The sequence below is a fragment of the Flavobacterium sp. T12S277 genome (assembly GCF_048514875.1).
Taxonomy (GTDB): Bacteria; Bacteroidota; Bacteroidia; order Flavobacteriales; family Flavobacteriaceae; genus Flavobacterium.
This window is the reverse complement of sequence record NZ_JBLYEG010000003.1, coordinates 176,536-198,899: the sequence shown is the minus strand read 5'-3', so window position 1 is coordinate 198,899 and position 22,364 is coordinate 176,536. Positions and strand designations below refer to the sequence as shown.

General features: G+C 33.4%; 18 protein-coding genes and 1 pseudogene. 3 read left to right on the top strand and 16 right to left on the bottom strand.

Annotated features, from left to right (window positions below):
• Nucleotides 1-307: 307 nt before the first annotated feature.
• The 7 genes and pseudogenes from asnB to ACN1CN_RS07120 form a co-directional block, all read right to left on the bottom strand.
• Entirely contained in the window at nt 308-1,984 is a 1,677-nt protein-coding gene (asnB, locus tag ACN1CN_RS07150; protein ID WP_419135156.1) for an asparagine synthase B, read from the bottom strand.
• A 982-nt stretch (nt 1,985-2,966) separates the two neighbouring features.
• Complete coding sequence (locus ACN1CN_RS07145; RefSeq protein WP_419135155.1) at nt 2,967-3,416, bottom strand: hypothetical protein; 450 nt, start codon at nt 3,414-3,416, stop codon at nt 2,967-2,969.
• Between the two features lie 72 nt (nt 3,417-3,488).
• Nucleotides 3,489-3,836, bottom strand: a complete 348-nt coding sequence (locus ACN1CN_RS07140; protein WP_419135154.1) for an SH3 domain-containing protein — start codon at nt 3,834-3,836, stop codon at nt 3,489-3,491.
• Nucleotides 3,837-3,941: 105 nt separating this feature from the next.
• Nucleotides 3,942-4,471: pseudogene (locus tag ACN1CN_RS07135) on the bottom strand (GNAT family N-acetyltransferase).
• A 144-nt stretch (nt 4,472-4,615) separates the two neighbouring features.
• On the bottom strand, nt 4,616-6,367 hold the full coding sequence (locus ACN1CN_RS07130) for a TonB-dependent receptor (protein ID WP_419135153.1): 1,752 nt from the start codon (nt 6,365-6,367) through the stop codon (nt 4,616-4,618).
• 97 nt (nt 6,368-6,464) lie between these two features.
• Nucleotides 6,465-7,328: a PhzF family phenazine biosynthesis protein gene (locus ACN1CN_RS07125; protein ID WP_419135152.1), complete on the bottom strand. Its 864-nt coding sequence runs from the start codon at nt 7,326-7,328 to the stop codon at nt 6,465-6,467.
• 85 nt (nt 7,329-7,413) lie between these two features.
• A complete protein-coding gene (locus ACN1CN_RS07120) occupies nt 7,414-10,428 on the bottom strand; it encodes a tetratricopeptide repeat protein (RefSeq protein WP_419135151.1) in 3,015 nt (1,004 codons plus the stop codon).
• Between the two features lie 418 nt (nt 10,429-10,846).
• Here ACN1CN_RS07120 and ACN1CN_RS07115 point away from each other — a divergent pair, with 418 nt between their 5' ends.
• Together ACN1CN_RS07115 and ACN1CN_RS07110 are read left to right on the top strand one after the other, a co-directional pair.
• Nucleotides 10,847-11,530 carry a cell division ATP-binding protein FtsE gene (locus tag ACN1CN_RS07115; protein ID WP_026109865.1) on the top strand — a complete coding sequence of 228 codons (684 nt, stop codon included), beginning with the start codon at nt 10,847-10,849 and terminating at the stop codon, nt 11,528-11,530.
• Entirely contained in the window at nt 11,530-12,393 is an 864-nt protein-coding gene (locus ACN1CN_RS07110; RefSeq protein ID WP_419135150.1) for a glycosyltransferase family 2 protein, read from the top strand. Before ACN1CN_RS07115 ends, ACN1CN_RS07110 begins: the two co-directional genes overlap by 1 nt.
• Before the next feature lie 56 nt (nt 12,394-12,449).
• Here the strand turns inward: ACN1CN_RS07110 and ACN1CN_RS07105 are convergent, their stop codons facing one another.
• Complete coding sequence (locus ACN1CN_RS07105) at nt 12,450-13,316, bottom strand: bile acid:sodium symporter family protein (protein WP_419135149.1); 867 nt, start codon at nt 13,314-13,316, stop codon at nt 12,450-12,452.
• Between the two features lie 307 nt (nt 13,317-13,623).
• Between ACN1CN_RS07105 and ACN1CN_RS07100 the strand changes: the two genes are divergently transcribed.
• Entirely contained in the window at nt 13,624-14,559 is a 936-nt protein-coding gene (locus ACN1CN_RS07100; RefSeq protein ID WP_419135148.1) for a glycosyltransferase family 2 protein, read from the top strand.
• On the opposite strand, the gene ACN1CN_RS07095 is transcribed toward ACN1CN_RS07100, so the two are convergent.
• The 8 genes from ACN1CN_RS07095 to ACN1CN_RS07060 all read right to left on the bottom strand — a co-directional run bounded on the left by ACN1CN_RS07095 (nt 14,546) and on the right by ACN1CN_RS07060 (nt 22,360).
• Nucleotides 14,546-14,965 carry a sugar 3,4-ketoisomerase gene (locus tag ACN1CN_RS07095; protein ID WP_419135147.1) on the bottom strand — a complete coding sequence of 140 codons (420 nt, stop codon included), beginning with the start codon at nt 14,963-14,965 and terminating at the stop codon, nt 14,546-14,548. The genes ACN1CN_RS07100 and ACN1CN_RS07095 overlap by 14 nt on opposite strands.
• Nucleotides 14,955-15,782 (bottom strand): glycosyltransferase family 2 protein, encoded by an 828-nt coding sequence (locus ACN1CN_RS07090; protein ID WP_419135146.1) that lies wholly within the window; start codon nt 15,780-15,782, stop codon nt 14,955-14,957. Before ACN1CN_RS07090 ends, ACN1CN_RS07095 begins: the two co-directional genes overlap by 11 nt.
• 146 nt (nt 15,783-15,928) lie before the next feature.
• Nucleotides 15,929-17,014: a glycosyltransferase gene (locus ACN1CN_RS07085; RefSeq protein WP_419135145.1), complete on the bottom strand. Its 1,086-nt coding sequence runs from the start codon at nt 17,012-17,014 to the stop codon at nt 15,929-15,931.
• Between the two features lie 131 nt (nt 17,015-17,145).
• Complete coding sequence (locus ACN1CN_RS07080) at nt 17,146-18,141, bottom strand: hypothetical protein (RefSeq protein WP_419135144.1); 996 nt, start codon at nt 18,139-18,141, stop codon at nt 17,146-17,148.
• Between the two features lie 124 nt (nt 18,142-18,265).
• Nucleotides 18,266-18,631 (bottom strand): hypothetical protein, encoded by a 366-nt coding sequence (locus ACN1CN_RS07075; RefSeq protein ID WP_419135143.1) that lies wholly within the window; start codon nt 18,629-18,631, stop codon nt 18,266-18,268.
• Nucleotides 18,632-18,777: 146 nt separating this feature from the next.
• Nucleotides 18,778-19,776, bottom strand: coding sequence for a hypothetical protein (locus ACN1CN_RS07070; protein ID WP_419135142.1), 999 nt, complete (start codon nt 19,774-19,776; stop codon nt 18,778-18,780).
• 165 nt (nt 19,777-19,941) lie between these two features.
• Entirely contained in the window at nt 19,942-21,216 is a 1,275-nt protein-coding gene (locus tag ACN1CN_RS07065; protein ID WP_419135141.1) for an O-antigen translocase, read from the bottom strand.
• A gap of 1 nt (nt 21,217) precedes the next feature.
• Nucleotides 21,218-22,360, bottom strand: a complete 1,143-nt coding sequence (locus tag ACN1CN_RS07060; RefSeq protein WP_419135140.1) for a DegT/DnrJ/EryC1/StrS family aminotransferase — start codon at nt 22,358-22,360, stop codon at nt 21,218-21,220.
• Nucleotides 22,361-22,364 lie beyond the last annotated feature (4 nt).

Genomic DNA, 22,364 nt, shown 5'->3' with positions numbered 1-22,364 from the left:
TTCTATTTTTTTTATTATTCTCTATTTTTTACCGATATTAAATCAGTTAATCAAATATCTTATGTTTTTCTAATGTTCGGCTAAGCTAAATATTATTTCTGACTTTATGTACTTAATAAGCTACATTTTTAGTTCTTTTCATTTTTATTTCAGCGAATGTCAAATATAAAAAAGAAAGTCAAACTATTTTCCAAAAATACATTTAACTAACTGAAATAACATCATTTAACACTACAAGACAAGAAAAACGCCCTCAGTACTGAGAACGTCTTTCGGAAATATATATACTAATTCTAAAAATACTTGTTTATGCTTTCGCGTAAGCATCATCATGCACGCTTGCCACAGCTCTTCCTGATGGGTCGTTCATGTTTTTGAAAGCTTCATCCCATTCCAAAGCAATTTTTGTACTGCAGGCGACACTGGCTTCCTGAGGTACACATAACGCCGCGGCATCACTTGGAAAATGTTCTGCAAAAATCGAACGATAGTAATACTCTTCTTTCGATGTTGGTGTCTGCAATGAGAATTTATATTTTGCGTTTGCCAATTGCTCATCCGAAACTTCTACGGCTACCACTTCTTTCAAAGTATCAATCCAGCTGTATCCAACACCATCCGAAAACTGTTCTTTTTGTCTCCAGGCAACACTTTCAGGCAACATGTCTTCAAAAGCTTTACGAACCACCCATTTTTCCATAGGATGCTCTTTGTTGATCATTTTATCCTGAGGGTTGATTCGCATTGCCACATCCATAAATTCTTTATCTAAAAACGGAACACGTCCTTCAATTCCCCAAGCCGCTAAACTTTTATTGGCGCGAAGACAATCGTACATGTGCAGTTTGCCTAATTTACGAACGTTTTCTTCGTGAAATTCTCTCGCATTTGGTGCTTTATGAAAGTACAAGTAACCTCCAAACAACTCATCTGCTCCCTCACCTGACAAGACCATTTTGATTCCCATTGATTTGATCACTCTCGCCATTAACCACATTGGGGTTGACGCTCTAACGGTGGTTACATCATAGGTTTCTAAGTTGTAAATAACATCACGAACAGCATCTAATCCTTCCTGAATGGTAAATTTAATTTCGTGGTGAATTGTTCCGATATGTTTGGCAACCACCTGTGCTGCCGCTAAATCAGGAGAACCTTCCAATCCTACTGAGAAAGAGTGCAACTGAGGGTACCAGGCATCAGTAGTATCATCTGACTCAATACGTTTTTGCGCAAATTTTTTGGCTACCGCCGAAGTGATAGACGAATCTAAACCTCCGGAAAGTAAAACACCGTAAGGAACATCACTCATCAATTGTCTGTGAACTGCTGCTTCAAGCGCTTTCTTGATTTCAGGAATACTGGTTTCGTTATCTTTTACCGCCTCATATTCTGTCCAGTCTCTTTTGTACCATTGTACAAATTCGCCATCTTTGCTTGTCATATAATGTCCTGGAGGAAACAATTGGATTTTTGTACAGTATCCTTCTAAAGCTTTTAATTCAGAAGCAACATAAAAAGTTCCATGCTGATCCCAACCAATATACAATGGAATAATTCCCATGTGATCACGGGCAATGAAATACTCGTCTTTCTCAACATCATAGATTGCGAATCCGAAAATTCCGTTCATTTCATCTACAAAATGAGGTCCTTTTTCTCGGTAAAGTGCCAAGATCACTTCACAGTCACTTTCAGTCTGGAAGTTGTATTTTCCCTGAAACTGTTTGCGTAATTCTCTGTGGTTGTAAATTTCACCATTTGCAGCCAAAACCAATTTTCTATCCTCCGTAAATAAAGGTTGCTTTCCTGAAGCCGGATCTACGATTGCCAAACGCTCGTGTGATAAAATTGCTTTATCATTGCTATAAATTCCGCTCCAGTCCGGTCCACGGTGACGGATAATTTTAGACATCTCTAATACTTGAGGTCTTAAAGTTTCGGCTTTTTGCTTTAGATCAAAGGCACATACAATTCCACACATAACGCTATATTTTTATTTTTAAACTTCATTTTGATAAAGCAAAGATGCAATATCAGTTATAATTGAAAAACACATATCGCTATTTTAATTACAATTTAAAACTAAAAATACATTTTTACATATAAAACATAAAATTTCAGCATTTAAAAAAGCCTCAAACTTAAAAATTTCAATTTCAGGTTTGATAAAAACAAAAAACGCAAATCCAAAGAACGATCTTTAGGTTAAATTACACGATATCTCAGAATCATTGACAGATTTCATATGGGTCGTTCCTACGGAACTTATGACTCGTTTTTATACCTTTTCGACGGATTGAAATCCGTCGTTACAAAATAAAGCGTTCCTTCAGAACTTTTGCATAAAAACCTTAAACTCGACATATATTGCAACAGAGAATTTTAATCCGTTGAAAAAAAATCACCTAAACAAAGTTTCGAAAGAGAGACGAATAAAAACGGTTCTGGAATTGTTATTATAGTTCATACTGAGATTTCTAACCAAGTCGCCCAAAGATTGACAGATTTTATATGGGTCGTTCCTACGGAACTTATGGCTCGTGTTTATACCTTTTCGACGGATTGAAATCCGTCGTTACAAAATAAAGCGTTCCTTCGGAACTTTTGCATAAAAACCCGGCTCTCTACACATATCTAAGCAGAGAATTTTAATCTATTGAAAAAACAATTATCGAGACAAAGTTTCGAAAGAGTGATGTACAAGAGCCTTAGGCTCGATACATATTGTAGCAACGGATTTTAATCCGTTGAAAAAAAGCAATCACCTAAACAAAGTTCCAAAAGAGTAATATACAAGAGCCTTCGGCTCGATATTTTTATAGCAACGGATTTTAATCCGTTGAAAAAAAACAATCATCAAAGCAAAGTTCCAGAGGAACGACACATTTAGATTTAAAAAAGTTTAAGCAAAAAAAAGCAGCTCCAAACAAAGAGAAGCTGCATATTAAATAAAGGTAATCCATTTAACTAATTTCCTGAATTAGATATTTCGTTCCGTTAATTTCAAAAGTAAACCCAATTTTGTTTCCCATTAAATGGGCTCCTAAAGGCGATTGTGGCGAAAGCGCAATAACATTTGTACCCTCAATATTGATTTTAGGAAGCGCTACACTTACATACAAATAAATTCCGTTGGCTTTCACCAAACTTCCCGAAATGATATTTTCAGTAGTTTTTAAGGCATCTATTTTATCTAAAATCGCTTTTTGAGCAATCCCTTCTTTCAATTTATTGGTGAGTTTTTCCTGCTCAATGTGCATCATCGACAAAGCCGTTTCATGTTTGTCTCCGGCAGAACCTTTGGCATCGTTTTTAGAATCTTCGGTTAAAGCCGAAATCATGTCTCTAAAAACATCTATTCGGTCCTGAACCATTTGCAGGTAATGTGAGTGTATTTTTTGTTTAAAAGTCATTTTTTTGAGGTACTGAGATTCTGAGGTACAAGGTGCAAAGATAAAGAGGTACAAAGGTTTTCTTTTTATATTTTAACCGATTATTTCATCGGGAATCCATCCTTCCTCATTATTCACGATTTTCCGCACCCAAGTCCAACCGTTTAAGCTTTTAATTTTTACAATTTCATCATCCTTATCAACATTCAATTCTTTTGCCGTGTAGTATTCTAAAACTTTTGCCTCCTTTTTATCCAAAGAAATTTCGAGTATCTGTAACGGTACCCAACCTTTGTTGACTTCATTTTCGGCCCAAATCCATCCTTTCCACTTTTCTTCTTTCTCCTCTTCTCCTAATTTTACAGTCTCGCCCGTATGAAGAATAATAGGATTTTCATATTGTGTTTTATAGGTTTCAAGAATTTTAAATACTTTCATCATTCACTATATTTTGAAATGAGGTATACAGTTCTTTCGTAGTCAAAATCATCTTTTGTCACGAAGTTCTAAAGATCGCAAAAAGCAGTTAAAAAAAGCTTACCCTTTTTACTCAAAAAAAGCAGTCGGATAAATGACTTTCCCGTGTACTCCTGATAATCCGTTTTCGGTTAAAGCGATGACCATGCAATTCTCTGCAGGAACCTCAAAAGGCATTTCGATATGGTGCTTTTCACAAAGTTCGTAACCAAATCTCGGATAATAATCGGGATGTCCTAATAATATAATCGATTTATAACCCAACTCTTTTGCTACTTTATGGCTGTACAGTATCAGTTTTGAACCGATTCCTTTCCCTGAAATTCAGGCAGTACAGAAACCGGTGCCAGTGCCAAAGATTCAAAAGATGCCGTATCGTTACTGATTTCTAACTTTGTCAATAAAATATGTCCGACAATTTCATTCTCCACTTCGGCAACAATTGATAGTTCCGGAATAAAAGCAGCTGATTTTCTTAATCTTTCGACCAAAAATTGTTCTTTGTGATCGCTATATTCTTCCTTTTCAAAAGCTTTTTCAATTAAGGTGAAAACACTTTTGTGGTCCTTTTCATTTTCTTGTCTCAGTTTAATTTCCATTTTTTTGAGGTACTACTGTTATTAATTACAAAGATGCAAAGGTTTTATACAGTCTCAAAAAAAGTGAGCCGCGAATTCACTAATAATCCTAATTACTTTGTGAATTCGCGGCTCAAAAACTTTATAGCTTTCTGAAAATCTCTTTTAAAAATCGAATTTGTAGTTTGCTCCAACGACTACCTGAAATCCTTGTACCGGATAATTCAGCCATTTTTCGTAAGCTTGATTTCCAATATTATTAAGCTTTAAAAAACAAGTCAAACGTTCGTTGTATTTATACCCTAAATGTGCATTGGCGTCAAAATAACTTTTTAGTGTTGTAATCACCGGATCTGTTCCTAAATTCAGATTGGATTGCATGTCTTTACGCTCTCCCACATAGAAAACATTCAGTCCTGCATACCATTGTTTGGTAATATTTACGTCCAAATTAGAACTCAATTTCATAGTCGGTAAATTCCATGCTTCTGTACCATCAAATTTATAACTGTTAAAAGTTCCGTTGATTCCGAAAGAGACATTTTGAGAAAAATCGGCTTTTAATTCTCCATAGAAACGGAAAGTCCTCACATCGTCATAAACCACTCCAAATGAGTTCCCAAAAGCATAATTTTGGTTAGAGAAATCTTCTGTGTAATCATTGCCTTTGTATAAGACTTTGTCTTTTTCGTTTAGATAAGAACCAGTAAGATTGTAATTGATATTATTGGCCAGCTTTCCTTTTAAACCTGCAAAAACAGTGTACTGATTGTTAGTCGGTTTCATATGAAGCGTTGGAGATAAAAACGGATTCCCTGTCACCAAATCAGCATAAGAATTTTGATTTAAACCGCCGTTGACTCCTGTATAGAAAATCATCAAATCTCCTACCAGTTTATAGGAAGCATTCACTTTCGGATAAATATAAAACTTGTTTCCGCTATTTTCAGAATCCAGACCGTAAAACAATCCCGCTCCTAACTCCAATGTCCAGTCATTTTCTAAAATCACAAAACTTGGTTCAATTCCGAAATTCGTCAGACTGTATTTTAATGGAGCTGTATTATCATGCGTATAATTATGTTCAAAAGATCCGCTAACATGATCCACAATAATATTGGTATTAATAGACTGATCCATCACTTCTACCTTAAAAGAAGGTTTTACATAGAAGCGATTTTCTGACGATGAAAAACTATCTGAGAAATGCGTAAACTTGGTCGAGATCTTACTGAAAATCCCCTCTGTAAAAGCCACATTACCACCTACGGAAATGGTGTTATAAGAATGATTTGGATTTATTCCTCTTATTAAATCATCGCGGGTTTGTCCGGCCAAAGTAGCTCCAAAATCAGCTGGTAAACCATACCAGTTGTACAATTGATTCTGATAGCCTAAATCAACATTCCAGGACATATCACGATTGTTTACACCATAGCCCACATTTAACGCTGTATCGTAAAACTCATCGTTTAGATCTACCCCTTTAATTCCGCCCTGAGAGGAGTGATGACGAAACATCCCTGCTACATAATCGTTATTCCCCAACTCCTGATTGACAAATAATTCAGCATTTAAAGTCCCATAATTCCCTACTCCTAATGTCGCGTAATTGTTAAACAGTTTTTCTTTTTTAGATTTCTCAACCCCTTCGGCCTTTCCTTTTGAAGGTGTGAATGTAGAAGCCACGGGAACAGATAAAATACTATATTTTATGGTTTCTTTTGGCTGATTTCCGGTATCGTCAAGCGAAGGTGTTTCCTTCACTTTAAAAGCATCTGAAATCGTTGGAGAATAAGGTTTTACTACGTTTACTGTTTCTGTTCCTATTGTTTCGTTTTTCTTTTGCGAAAACGAAAGCTGTACAACAAACAATACTAGTAAAATGATGATTTTATTGTGGCAATTAATTTTCATATTTATTTCTTTTTGTGAAATGTTAGTTGTAAAATGTAAGATGCATTTCAGTTCACATTTCACAATTAACATTTTACATTATTAACTTTTCTATTTGTTATACTTCCCAATCTCCTTTTGCAACAAACTGTGCTTTTCCCCCTATTTTAATCTCAAACTGATTTTCGGTTACTTTTCCTTTAAAATAAATTTGCGACGGACGATTGATATAATCTCCCTGATAATTAATCATTTCAATTTGCGGCAAATGATATTTTAACAGAAAAGCCTGTAAACAGGTGCTTGCACTTCCCGTTGCTGCATCTTCAACCAATTGATTGTGTTCGACGCACAGCATTCTGCTAAACAATTTGGAATCTTCTAAATAATAGAAATACAGACCTCTATGAGAAGTTTTGCAATTTCTCTTCATCCATTGATCGGTTTTATCTTTATCTAAAACCAAATTTTCCAGTGCTTTTTTATTGCTAAGCCCCACCATTACAAACGCGCTTCCGGTTGTCACTTCCTGAATTGGAAATTGATTTTCGAAATCTTCCTTTTTCAGATTACTGAATAATATGAAATCTTCTTTCGAAAAAATATCCCAAAATTTTGGCTGTGCCGCTTTTAACCAAATTAAATCTTCGGACTGGTGAATTGGAATTCCTCCAATGGGAACATTTAATGTTATGTTTTCAGGGGAATTCTCAAATATTTTGTTGATCAAAACCCAGGAGGTTCCAATTATGGGATGTCCCGCAAACTCCATTTCATGAGCCGGTGTGAATATTCTGATTTCGGCCTTATTTTTCTCCCGGTCAAGTTTTGTTATGAATGTGATTTCTGCGAAGTTTATCTCTCGCGCCATCTGCTGCATTTCTTCTGAACTTAAATTTTCAGCATCTAAAAAAACCGCCAACTGATTCCCGGCATATTTTTTATCCGCAAAAACATCAATTATATAAAAAGGTAAAGTCATATTTTGTAAAATGTGTTTTGTGAGATGTAAAATGTTATCTGTTATTCTGATTTCACAGACAATATTTCACATTTCACCAAATGAACTATTTTGTAATTGAAGAATTCGTTTTAGACTCTTCTAATTTTATCGCACTTAATTCTTTCTTAGCTTCTTCCACAACATCCGGATAATCGGTAAAATTGTTAATGACGTTGTCCAGAATATAGGTGGCCTGATAACTGTCTTTTAATCCGTAGAAATTTTTTGCCATCAGGACTAAACTTTTCGCTCCGTAATATTTGTAAGCCGAGTAATTTTTAGCCAGCTTTTGTACAGAAACATTCGACGCATCAAATTTCCCTTCTTTGGTTTTAAAATAAGCATCATAATACAAAGCTTCCGCAGCTAATTCTCCTTTTGAAGTTGCCGATAATTTCGCGTAAGCTGCTTTGGCTTTATCTTCATTTCCGGTCTGCATTGCTGCACGTGCGACAATAATTTGAGCATCGGCTTTTACGTTTGCATCGGCTTTCGCATTTTGCAATACTTTATCAGCATACACCACAGCATTATCATAATCTTTCTTATCATAATAGCATTTCATCAGATTGGCCTGTGCAAAGCTTTTATTTTGAGGAAAATCGGCTTCATTTTCTAAACGCACCAATACCGGAACCGACTGATCACAGTCTTTTGCTTTTAGGAAAATTTGTGCCAGTCTGCTCAACGACTGCTCTGTAAATTCACTTCTTGGCTGATCAGCGACATACTGATAATTTGCTGTCGATTTTGTTTCTGAGCCTTCAGCAAAATACAATTGTGCCAGATAAAAGTTTGCTTCAAGCGCATGCATTCCTTTTGGAAACTTACTTACATAACCTGTAAAACCACTTATGGCCGGCTTGCTGTTATTCTGACTGTATTGTTTGAAAGCCGCATCATAAGTATCATTATCCAACTCGGCATCAGTAACTGCCACAAAATCTAACGTACGAACCCAGGTTGCATATTCATCCACTTTTCCTGAATCAACATAAATCAATCTTGCAGTTGAAACTGCTTCCAGAGCTTCGGGAGTTTTAGGAAACTCAGCTGCTACTTTCTTAAATTTCACCAAAGCCTGATCGTCACGATCTGAATTGTAATAAATCAACCCTTGTTTTAAAATCGCTTTTGAAGTAAACGAACCATTTTTAAATTCTGAAATTAACTGATCGTATGTTTTAAGGGCCTGCTCGTTCTTTTTCTCTGCTACATAAGTATTCCCTAATTCATACAAAGCATCATCACGATAAGACGACTTTTTATACATTTGAAGGAAATTGTTCAATTCATCGGCTTTCTTGTCATTTTTAGACATAAACCCGAAAGAAATTGCTTTTTGAAACTGTGCATAATCGGCATCAACACCTTTTGCTTCAATGGCTTTTGCATACGCTTCATTTGCGGCACTGTACTTCGTGCTCACAAATCGGCTGTCACCTAAACGCAGGTACGAATCGTTTAAACGCACTTTATCTTCTTTCGAATTATCAATTTGTGCCTGAAAAGAATTCCCTGCCTGATCGTATTCTTTGAGTTTAAAATAGGCGTAACCAATATTATAGTTGATGTTTTTGTACTCAGTGGTAGTTTTAGCAGCAGGTAATCCGGCAAACTGTTTGTAGCTTAATAAAGCGTTCTGAAAATCATCAGTCATGTATTCTGTTTCTGCTTTCCAAAAAGTCGCTCGGGCTGTAAATTCAGGTGTTTTTTGTTCACTGATAGCGCTTTTAAACATTTTTCCTGCCTCCTGATAATTTGATTCATTGTACAATTCTACACCTCTGTAAAAAAGTACCTTTTGATAAGCTGCTTTATTTTCTGCCGATCTGTTTTTCTCTAATAAAGACAATGCTTCTTTGTAATTTTTAGAAGAAATATAAGAGTCCACCAATAACTTTTCTACTTCCGATTTACTCGAGTTATTCGGGTATTTTTTTAAGAAATCAAGTAAAATGCCCGGAACGGTTTGATAGGCATTTCCAATTTCATAACTCAATTTTGCATAATTCAAAGCGGCATCTTCCTGAATCTGGGCATTGAAATCCATTTCCGAAGCATTCTTAAATGCATTTAAAGCTTCTTGTTTTTTACCTGTGTTTAAATAAGCCAAACCTAAATGATAATACGCATTTTGAGCAACGAAATCTTTCCCCTCGATAATTTTATTGAATTGAGAGATTGCTTTTTCATACTCTTTTTGCTCGTAATAAGCATATCCCAACTGGTAGAAATCAGTATTGTTCCACTTTCCTTTTTTGCCGGCATATTGCTCCAAAAACGGAATCGCTTTGCCGTATTGTTTTAAATTGAAATAACTCTCTCCTATAATTTTATTCAATTCAGATCTTTCCAATTCATTGGTTTTGCTCATTGCTTTTTGGCCCAAATCGATTGCTTTTTGGAAATTCCCCAACTTAAAATTCATGTCGGCCTGATAATACGAAAGCTTTTCTTTGTATTTTTCTTCGCCTGAAACTTCATCAAAATATTTAGTTGCTTCTTTGTAATCGTCACCTTCATACGCCATAAATCCTAAATAATATTTGGCCTGAGAACCAAATTCAGGAGAGTTTACCACTTTATTAAAATAAGTTGTAGCTTCTTTTTTCTTTTTAGCATTGAAATAACTGTAACCTTTCTGGAAATTAAATTTATCCGAATCGGATTTACTCATGTAACTTTCATCGACTTTGTCAAACCATTGCAAAGCTTTCGGATAATTCCCCTGCTCAAAAAAGTACTGGGCCACTTCAATATAGGCCTGATTTTGTTTTGTACTTGTTGGATAATCGTTTACAAATTTTTCGATTAAAGCATCGGCATTTACTTTGTTTGTCCGAATAGCGCAATTGGCAATATAATAAGCACAATCTGACTGAACTTCTTCAGTTGTGGCATTGTTTTTTACCTGTTCGAAAATAAGTTGGGCCGAAGCATATTGTTTGTCATTGTATAAAGCCAGTGCTTTGTCAAAATCCTTTAAATCGTAAGTGTAAATAGCTGATTTTTGTGCCGAAACTATGGTCGAAAAAAGGATAATTGGAAATAAAAAGAACCAGGGAAGTTTACGCATTTTAATTATATTTAGTATTCAAATGTATCATTTTATACCGTTTATAACGAAACGTTTCAGGCTTTTATTATGAACAAAAAATTAATTAAACCCTATCAGTCGTATAAATAATTCTAAATTAGATGCTTTATCAACTGAGTTTAATTGCATTACCAACCTTCCATTAATTCCGTCTAAAAATCGTCATCACTCATTCGTAAAACAAACCTGTGCAACTTCTTACGGTTCCTTTTTTCGCTATTTTTTATTATAAAATTTCTACTCAACAAAATTTAAGTTTTCGTCTAAAAAGAGAATCAAATCCTTCCAATCCGTTTAATTCGTGGCAGCTTTTAAAAAAATTCCCTTAGAAATGATTGAAATTTATTTTGAATCCAAGCGTTATCTTATTACTTTTACCATTCAAATCAATTTTATTATGTCGCAAACCGTACTGTCTCTTAAAGAAGTCACTATATATCAGGAAGGAAAGAAAATTTTATCTCATATTAATTTAGATGTTCAGCATGGTGAATTTATCTATATAATTGGAAAAACTGGTTCCGGAAAAAGTAGTTTCATGAAAACGCTGTACGGAGATTTACCATTAACTGAGGGTGAAGGTCATATTGTAGAATTTGATTTGGCGACTTTAAAAGAAAGCGAAATCCCGTATCTGAGACGTAAAATCGGAATTGTATTTCAGGATTTTAAGTTACTTCCGGATCGTTCTGTAAAAGACAATATGCTTTTTGTTTTAAAAGCAACCGGCTGGTCTGAAAAAGAAGCAATGGAACATAAAATCGATGAAGTTCTCGACAAGGTAGGCATGAAAGAATTCTTAAACAAAATGCCACATCAACTGTCGGGAGGTGAGCAGCAACGTGTTGCAATTGCAAGAGCGCTACTAAATGATCCTGAATTCATTTTAGCCGATGAGCCAACCGGAAATCTTGATCCACAAACAAGCTCAGAAGTTCTTGAAGTTTTGAAAAAAATCAATGCCAACGGTAAAACAGTTATCATGGTAACTCATGATTATGCTTTGCTGATGAAATTCCCTTCCAAAACACTAAAATGTGAGGATGAAAGAATTTTTGAAGTGGTGCAACGCAGCGTGTAATGCTCTCTATTTTAATTCCGGTTTTTAATTATAATGTTTTACCACTTGTTAAAGAAGTTGCAAAGCAATGTGATACTATTGGAATTAATTTTGAAATTCTTTGTCAGGACGATGCTTCCGATTCTCACAAAACCACTCTCAATGCGGAGATCGATCTATTGCCTAATTGTTCCTTTTTTAAAAACGAAACTAATTTAGGAAGAGGAAAAAACATCAATTCACTGGCCCAAAAAGCCATATACGACTGGTTGCTTATTTTAGACTGCGATACCTTTCCTGCTCAAAATAATTTCATAAAAAAGTACATAGATATTATTTCTGATTTGAAAAATAATATCTTATTTGGCGGAATCATTTATGAGAATAAAAAACCTCATAAAGAGCAGTTTCTTAGATGGTTTTATGGCAATAAAAGAGAAACTCGTTCTCTTCTCACTTCAAATTTAGTAGTCAAAAAAGATATTTTCATTCAGTTTCCCTTTGACGAATCCATCACAAGGTATGGTTATGAAGATTTGTGTTTCTTTTCTGTTTTGAAAGCAAATCATTTTAAAGTTCTCCGAATAGAAAACCCAACTTTTCATTTGAATCTGGAAACTTCAAAGGTGTTTTTAAACAAGACCCAAATTGCTTTAGAAAATCTTGTTTTTCTTTATGATTCAGATAAAATATTAAAAGAAGAGAGTAAAATTATAACTTCGTTTGAACTTTTAAAAAAACTAAGACTAATTTCTTTTTCAGCTTATCTTTTCAAAAATAACAGATCAAAAATCGAAAAAAACTTGCTTTCGCAAAAACCTTCTTTATTTCTATTTGATCTTTACAAGCTGGGATATTTCTGCAACTTAAAAAAGTCTAGTTAATAGCTGTCAGTTAATTGATTAGTTTAATTACAACCTAAATACAACTAAAGTCAATTTTACAAAGCAGTGTTCTTTTTTCTATTTACTAAATAACCAAACAGAGCGGCTGTAAAAAACATAATAAGACTATATACAGCTGCCGGTATACTCATGGTGCTATTGCCAATTACATTTAAAGCAACATAAATAGCCAGGGTACCATTATGAATCCCTATTTCCATCCCTATCGATATTGATTGTTTCTTATTTATATTTAACAACATCGGAACATAATAACCAATTGCCATACTTGCAATATTAAATACCAAACAAGCTATTCCTACTTGTTCAAAATAGTGCAGGAATTGGTCTTTTTCTTTGATTATGGCTCCAATAATGATCAGCACTAAAAAAATGGCCGAAATCATTTTAACCGGTTTTTCCATTATTTTTGAAATTTTAGGACTGCGATAATTAATCAGCATACCGATGATAACCGGGACAAGTACAATTACAAATACCTCAACTATTTTCTTAAACTGCATAGGGATAACCTGATCCCCCATCATAAAAATATCAATCGCCTTATTTACTATAAAAGGAAGCGAAAATAAAGTAAGTACACTATTTATTGCCGTAAGCGAGATATTGAGAGCCACATCACCTTTTGCCAAATGACTGTACAGATTAGCTGTTGCACCACCGGGAGATGCAGCTAATAGTATCAGACCTACTGCAAGTTCAGGAGAAAGATTGAACGATAGACTTATACTAAAGCAAATAACAGGCAAAAGTAGCATCTGACAAAACAAGCCAACAAAAATTGCTTTTGGGTAATAAATCACGTTCTTAAAGTCATTCACCTTTAAATTTAAGCCTAAGCCCAACATAATAATACCAAGAGCAGCGGGAAGAAATGCGGTTAATAAAGAATTTTGTTCCATTTTAGATTTGATTGATTAAAATTGTTTGCCTTTACTGGTTTTCAAAACATTAAAAATTAATCAAACTTACAGATTTACGATTGAAACTTTTCAACACAATCTCTATAAGGCATCTATCTTGTAATATGCGCTAGATTTTTAATCATAATTAGCATCACTAACATAACTAAAGGGTAAACTCAAAGCCATTTCTTCTAACAAAACCATTGGTAAAACCAGAACGAAATTTACTTTAACAAAAACCTTCTTTGTTCTTGTTCGATCTTTATAAATTAGATTATTTTTGTACTTTAAAAAGTAAATAAATATGGCTTTTTTTTCTGTTGTCATTCCATTATACAATAAAGCTGATTATATAGAAAATACGATAAAAAGTATTCTCGATCAAACTTTCACGGATTACGAAATTATTGTAGTAAATGACGGATGTACAGATAATAGTATGGCAAAAGTCGAGGCATTTGATGATAGCCGAATACAACTTTACAGCCAAAAAAATCAGGGAGCCTCTATGGCAAGAAATCTCGGAATTGAAAAGGCAAAATATGATCATATTGCTCTCTTGGACGCAGATGATTTGTGGATGCCCAATCATCTGGAAACACTAAAAACTTTAATACAAAAGTTTCCAGACGCTGGTATTTTTGCTTCGAGCTATGAACTTGTATTTAGTAATGGAAAAAATTACACTCCGAAGTTTAAAGGTATTGCTACTGATTTTAAAGGTATTATTCCAGATTATTTTGAAACCAGTATACCTTATCCTATTGCTACATCTTCTTCAATTGTAATCCCAAAACATATATTTAAAAAACTTGGTGATTTTAAACCTGGTATATCAAGTGGTCAGGATGTCGATATGTGGATTCGAATTGCATCACAATATCCCGTTGCGTTAAGTAATAAAGTTACAGCATCTTATCTACACTACATCGAAAACAGTCTTTCAAAAACACCAATACTTGAAAAAAAATTAAAGGATTTTAATGACTATAAGCAACTAGAAGAAAATAATCCAAGCTTAAAAAAATACCTTGACCTTTATCGAATAGAATACGCCTTACAATATAAAATTGCCGGAGAGCGTAAAAAATCTAAAGAACTATACAAGAACATCTTAAAAGAAAACATTTCTTTAAAAACTAAAGTAATATACTTCTTGCCCAGGTACATCCTAGTGATTCTTTTAAAAATTAAAAAACTTCTGAGAAAATATGGTTTTAATTTCTCTATTTATCAGTAGCTTTTTTTGAATTTATAAATTCATCAAAATCTCTAATATAATCGTCTTCTATGTAAACGTCTGAAGCCACTACCAAACATACTGCTCCGGAAGAGAAATTCTGAAGCTCTCGCCAGATTCCAGAATTAATTAACAAACCTTCATACGGTTTATTTAAGGTAATAATCTGCTTTTCTTTTCCATCATTTAGAACAACTTCAAAGCTTCCACTTAAAGCTACTAAAAACTCTTGTAAGTTTTTATGTGAATGTCCTCCACGTTCTGATCCACTGGGAATATCATACACATAATAAACCCTTTTAATTTCAAAAGGAATAATATCTTTTTCTATTACCGATAAATTCCCTCTTCGATCTTCAATTTTTGGAAGTGAAATCAAATTTCTTTTACTCTTATCATTTTCCATAATTTATGGCTTCAATTTTTTTTCGCCCTTTATTAGCATTATCAATTGCTTTAAAAAAAGAACTTATTTTTATTTTTTTTTGTTTTATATCGAAGAATATCTTTACCAGCAACCAAAATACGCCATTTTTCATTAAAACTCTTCTTATTATTGCTCCATAAATATAATATCGATGTAAATCTTCTATTTTATCAGAAGACGTCAACCCTTCATGCTTAACAATTACCTGATCTTCAAAAGCGATACACTGATCTTTATCTTTTAAATCAAACAAAAAAACAGCTTCTTCTCCCATTTCAAAATTACTTCCTAAACCAAAATTTTCATCAAATCTAATTCCGACTGAATCTAATTTTTCTTTGTTTATTGTTATTTCGATAGAACTAATATTTAAAATTTCCTTTGTATCTAATTCAGATCTGGAGCCTCTAGGATATTTTTTTAGACAAATCCCATCTTCTTTAATTGCGCAGAAATTTACAATCGTTGCTTTAGAGAACTTATTATGTGCGGTAATAATTTTTTCGATAAAATCCTTTTGATAAATCACATCATCATCTGCAATTAGCAAAATTTTTTCAATCGCATTTTCTATTGCTAAATTCCGACTCTTTGACAAACCTACATCCAAACTATTGATTACTCTAACCGAAGGAAATTCAGAGGATAGTGTATTCGTTTTAGACTGATTAATTATGAGGATATTATAATTAGAAAAGTGTCTAAGAGGAAACATTTGAAGTAAAAAATCAAGACTGCTTTGATTCATTGTAGAAACCAAAATCTCACAATCACTTTCTATAAAAGTCTTTATCATTTTTAATTATATGCTTACAAATATAAATGTTTTTCGAAAATAAAATCAAAACCGAATAACCCGTATGTAGTGAGAAAATTATTGCTTCTAAGCAGGACAACATCTTATAAAAATTCCCTATTCTGTCTTTTTTTTGCAATAAATTACTATTTACTATTCCAGAAATCAATATACTGTTGCGCTACTTGTATATAACTATGGTGCTGCTCGACAAATTCCCTACTTTTTCTTGAAATTTCAGGAATAATCTTTTTATTCTGTATTAATTCTTCTAATTTAATGTAAATATCGTCTTTTGAAGGATATACATTAATAATTGGACGATTATAATTTTCTTTTATCAATTCATAAATTTCCGGCTCTCCACCACCAACTAAAACCAAACCTTGCGCCATACCAAGCAGGCCGTTCATTGCAGGGGTATAAGAATAGAGTTGATCTAATATTACATCTGATTCTGACATCATCTTAACATATTCCTTCCAAGGCAAAGAAGTAACTTTATTTACTAAAACTTCTTTAGGATAAACTTTCTGGAGTTTCAGTACTTCTTCCAAAAGTAAATCTGTACCTTTCAGCTTAGATTTAAGCTTTTGAATCCCAATAAAAAACTTAATTTTATCCTCTTGAATTTCTTTTTGCTTAAAAGGAAGTAAATCAGTATTGATAGGTAGTGGAATATATGCTAATTTACTTTTGTAGAGGGGTTCATATGATTTATAATACTCATACAAGCAAGAAATTATACCATTACAGGTTTCCGCTACTTCAATGTTTGCATCTTTGAATTGACTTCCCTGCCATTCGCATTTATATATGTCAAGAGATTTTTCTCCAATAAACAAATCACTATATCTAAGTGTTTTATTTTCTATACATAATTTTTCCCAAAAATAATCAGTTCCAAATGCCCCTAAAAATACTTTTGAATTATTTTTTAATAAAAATCTGTAAAAATTAAGATTCCTTTTAATGTTTAAATCTAAAAATGAAGGGTTTTTAATTTGTACGATATCATACCCTTTAAATTTTGCAAAAATCTTATGTACTTTTCCCAGATATTTAACTGAATTAAAAAAGTCGTATCCGGGGCGAAACAAATTGATATCTCTATCGTTTTGCATCCATTTACATCCATCAGAAGCTACAGTAACCTCATGTCCTAATATTCTTAGTCCTTCGGCTAATGTAGAATGAAGAGCACTATACTCACCCAATAAAAGAATTTTCATATTGCTACGCTACTATAATACTCATCAAAAAAAAAATACTTATCCTAAAATCTTGTAAAAATATATAAGATAAAATAAAAAAAGGGCAATTTTATACTGATGAATCAAAAAAACTATCCAAAAGTAACTACTTATCTCTTCTCTAATAAAATTTTAACTTGTCTTTTTAGTTCTTGGATATCTTTATTCAATTGCTCATTCTTTTTGTTTTGCTGAACTAAATAAAGAGTCAATTCTTCTATTTTTTCTTGTTGAATTTTAGCCATTTCTCCAAGCTCCAAACCATTTTCTACAATTTCTTTTGCGGAGGGTACATTTTTTAAATGACCATTTTCAATTATATACTTCTCCACTTCTTTTAAATCTGGCAATTTATAATCTTTACTAAAAACATAATCTGCCCACGTATTATAAACCTTTATTTCCTCAGCTCTGATTTTTCCCTTTACAGAAAGTTTGTAACTATCAGTTCCATCCGTAAAGTTTGAAGTTCCTATACCTATACCTGATGCGAAATAGCCTGTACCATTGACAGCAAGTGTATTAGAATTAGTTGTATCAGGAATCCATTGATCGTATCCAATTTGTAATCTACTGTTAATTTGAGAGACACCATCTGTTAATGCTGCAGGTATGGAACAAAGCCAAATATTTTGTTTATTATCTCTCCCTAAATGCAAGGAAGGATAAGGCATTCCTGAAATATCATTTGAGATTCGTAATCCAACATCTGTAATCCCACTTAAACTTGATCCAGTTACTGTCCCCCACCCTTTAAATAATTCAAAAAATTTCCCCGCACCAACAGTTTTTCCATTTATTGCGAGGCCATAAAATGTCGTGTTCGCTGTTAATATTGCAACTGGATCTGAAAAAATACTGGTCGTAAACGTTTTTTTTCCAGCAAATATTTGAGTTCCTGTTGTAACTAACCCTGTAGCCGTTGAACTAGCATAGGGAATATTCAAAGTTATCACGGGAGCAGTAGTACTATTCATTACAGTAGAAGTCACATTTGTACCTGAAGTTCCAATACTTAATGCACCAACCGACGTAACTGTTCCTGTTTGACCAAAACATATCATTGTTCCTAACAAAACTACTGATGATAAAATCATTTTTTTCATAACTTATTACACTTTTTTTTATTATTACTACTAATCACAACACTTTCAAATATTTTTCCTCAATAATAAATCTTAACCTGTATTCTTTCCAAATAATGATTCAAACCAGCAACTACTAATCCAGTCACAGCTTCTTATCAAAAATCTCTCCTATTAAAGATGCCCCGACTATTACTGAAACTGTACCAAAATCTATCATCCCTAAATCTCCAGTTCCAGCTCTGAGACCTGCATATTTTGTTAAAGACATCGTATAATTACCATTATCAGTAACTGTATCTCCTCCTCCCCACATACTACTCGCAATACTACACAATATCCCCGTAGTAAAACAACCCCAAAATTTACCTCCTGAAATCGCGGTCATGCTTCCCTGAAAAGTGCCGTATGCTGCCGCCTGCGAATAGAAATTAGCAAAAAGCTCTCCAGCTGCAGTTCCAATACCAAAGGTAACCGCCGCACCTGCCGCTCCAGTAAAAGTCGATTTCACTACCCTCCCACGCTAAAAGGCACATTGGCCAATAAAGCTGCCACTAGATAACTTAAGGCAGCGATCGCTGCACCGATACCAGCAGCTGCTAAAAACCTAATCTCAGCATATTCTCCACTTGGGTCAGTATAGTTTTAAAACGTAAATTATTTACTGTTTTTTGTTGCCAGTAATAACCTTACCTGAGACTTCAGTTCTTCTATTTCTTTATTTTGTTCGATTAAGTAAAGAGTAAGTTCCTCAATTTTTTCCTGTTGAATTTTTGCCATTTCACCAAGTTCAAGACCATTTTCTGTAATTTCTTTGGCAGAAGGCACATTTTTTAGATGACCATTTTTTAAAATATAACTTTCAACTTCTTTTAAGCTCGCTAATTTGTAACTTGGACTAAAAACATAATCCGCCCAGGTGTTATAAACTTTTACTTCCTCTGATCTTATTTTTCCTTTTACAGAGAGCCTGTAAGATGTAACTCCATCGGTAAAATTTGAAGTTCCTATTCCAATATTAGCATCTGTCAAAACATTTCCTTCTATTTTTGCACTGCCTGAAACTACAAATTTATGTTCTGGCAGATAATTTCCCCAATTTCCAATAACAACTCTAGAATTGGCTTTAGGAAAATGTACATATACATTTTCATTTCCATCGTCATAAATTTTCATTATCTCTGCTTTGCTTTTGTCAGATACTAACATTTGTGTAAAACCACCTGTCGTAGCAGAGAACCTAAGCCTTTCATTACCAACCCTATCATTAATAACTAAATATAAAAGAGACTTAGCATCCAAATTTGATTGAGGAAAATCGTAAAAACGTAACATTCTAATATTTGAATTAGGATCTGCTTCTAATGAACCTCCTCCAGAAAACACTAAACATTTAGCACTTCTTTCATCGTAAGAAGAGAAGATTGATCCATTTGGCATACTATTAGTAAAAATTCCTGCTTTCGCTTTAATATTACCATTAACTTCCAATGTAGATGTTGGATTAGTTGTTCCAATTCCTACATTCGTATTTGAAGTTGAATTATTTGGCAATACACTTGCAGCCCCTCCTACACCAGTACTAATTTGTGCATTGGCTGTCAATACAACTAAAAAACAAAGTACTGAGTATGTTTTTCTTCTAATATTTTTCATTTTATTTTCTTTCAAGGTTAAATTAATCCCTCAAATATAAAGAAGAAAAATCATGCAAATAAAATAATATTTACTTTATACAGAAATTTATCAATTAACAAAAACTAAAAACATTCTATTGTTTAGAAAGGTGGTAATAATTAATAGTAATTCTTACTTTCAAAATTAAAATAAACTTTTCCTGAAATAAACACCCAAAATTATCAAATAAATAAAATTATCTAATGCCTGAGCCATAACTACCCCACGAATTCCAAATATGGTAACTAACCAACTACTAAAAAGATACAACACAACAAGAGATACAATTTCTGAAATTATAAAGGCTCTAGTCATCTTCTTTGCAAAAAATTGAAATCCTAAAATCCATGAAGCTGCTCTTAAAGCATCACCTGCAAGTTGCCAAAAAAACAAGGTCGAAACTGGTAGAAATTCATCTGTAAGAAGTACTTTAATAATAAAAAAACGAGTGCAATAAATTACAATTAATACAATTACAAAAGGAGGTAAAATATTTTTATAAAAGCTCCAGAAAATTTTTTTTGTCTCGTGATTACTTGTGGCTGCGGCTAATTTTGGAAAAAAATAAATAGATAGTATCGTTGTAACAAACATCATATAATAATTTGAAATTCTCGTAATTGTTTCCCAAAAACCAGCTTGTTCCAATCCGACGGTCCCAATTACATTTTTTCGAATTGCTAAATAAACCAACGGTCCCAAAACTGACGAAACCAAAGCCATAAGAGAATAAGACGATAAATTCTTTAAAACAAAAAGATCTAAGTAACGAAACCTAATTATTTTAAAAAACTTAAAATCTTTATTAATAAAATAAAATGTAGCAAAAAACAATAAAGCTGGCGAAATGACTATTGATAGTAAAGCTCCTAATGTTTTAAAATTTAAAATCATGTAGATAGAAACGAACAAACCAATTGTATTTCCTAATATATTTATCCAAATTACTGCCTTAAACTTCCCCAATCCATTAATCAACGAAAGCAAAAAAATAGACATCGAATACCATGGTAAAACTAAAGCGGTTGCCTTAAAAACTATAGGGTAATTAAAACTATTTCCAAAAATTTGAATGCTCCAGAATGATGCAAAAAAGTATAAGATAAAACTCAAAGCAAGGCTAACTGCCAACAAACTTATAAATACTGTTGAAACTATTTTCTGCAGCTGGTCCTTATCACTCTTACTTTCTGCTACATATTTTACAATTCCGTTTGAAAATCCTAAAGTAGAGATACTTTCCAGTGATGATGAAAAATTTCTAAGATTTCCAACCAAAGCCATTCCCGTCGGACCAACAAAAACAGCCATTAATTTTGAAGTAATAAATCCTATCCCTATCTTTAATAAGATACTCAGACTATTTAAAGAAGTAATTTTAAATAGATTCGTTTGTATTATTTTTTTTACAAAATTCAACTTAATAACCATTTAAAACTTCAACAATAAGATCAACTTCAGCAGCTGTCAAAACAGGGCTGATAGGCAAACTCAAAACTTCATTGTGAATTTGCTCTGTAACCGGAAAAGACAAATGATTCCAGTCCGGAAATGCTTTTTGTTTATAAGGTGGAACCGGATAATGAATTACAGTTTGAATATGATGCTGAATTAAATATTCTTGTAAAGCTTCTCTGTTTTTAACCCGAATAACAAACAAATGAAAAACATGATTGTTTGACAAATCCCAACAAGGAAGCACTATTTTAGCATTTTTAATCTCAGACAGGTAGCGCTTTGCAATTTTACGACGTTTACTGTTGTCTGAATCTAAATTGGGTAATTTCAGATTTAGAAAAGAAGCCTGAAGCTCATCTAATCTCGAATTTACGCCAATGTATTCGTTATAATACTTTTTCTCTGAACCATAATTACGAAGCGAAAAAAGTACTTTTGCCAGTTCGGAATCATTTGTAACAACTGCTCCGCCATCTCCTAAAGCGCCAAGATTTTTCCCCGGATAAAAACTAAAAGCTTTTGCTCCCGATACCCCTTCTACTTCCCTTAAAACGACATTCGTCAGTTTTGGAATTTGGAATTTAACTTTATTGGAATTTGCAACCGCCCCATGCGATTGCGCTGCGTCTTCTACAACAACTAGATTATATTGAGCCGCAATTTCATTTATTTGGTCCATTTCAGCCAATTGTCCATACAGATGAACCGCTAAAATAGCTTTTGTTTTTGAAGTAATTTTCGCCTGAATCAAATCCGGATTTAAATTGTATGTCTCTAACTTTGGTTCCACCAGAACCGGAATCAAATCTGCCTGTAAAATAGCCAAAATACTTGCAACATAAGTATTTGCAGGTACAATTACTTCATCTCCTTTCTGAAGTTTCCCAAGTGTTATATATCCTTTAAAGATTAAAACCAACGCATCAAAACCATTCCCCACTCCAATGCAATAATCGGCCCCGCAATATTTCGCAAATGCTTTTTCAAATGTTGCTACTTCTTTTCCTAATATGTACCAACCATTCTCTAAAACCTCTTTCAGTTTTTCCTGAAAAGCCGTTTCGTATGGCTCATTTATTTTTTTAAGATCCAGAAATGATATCATTATT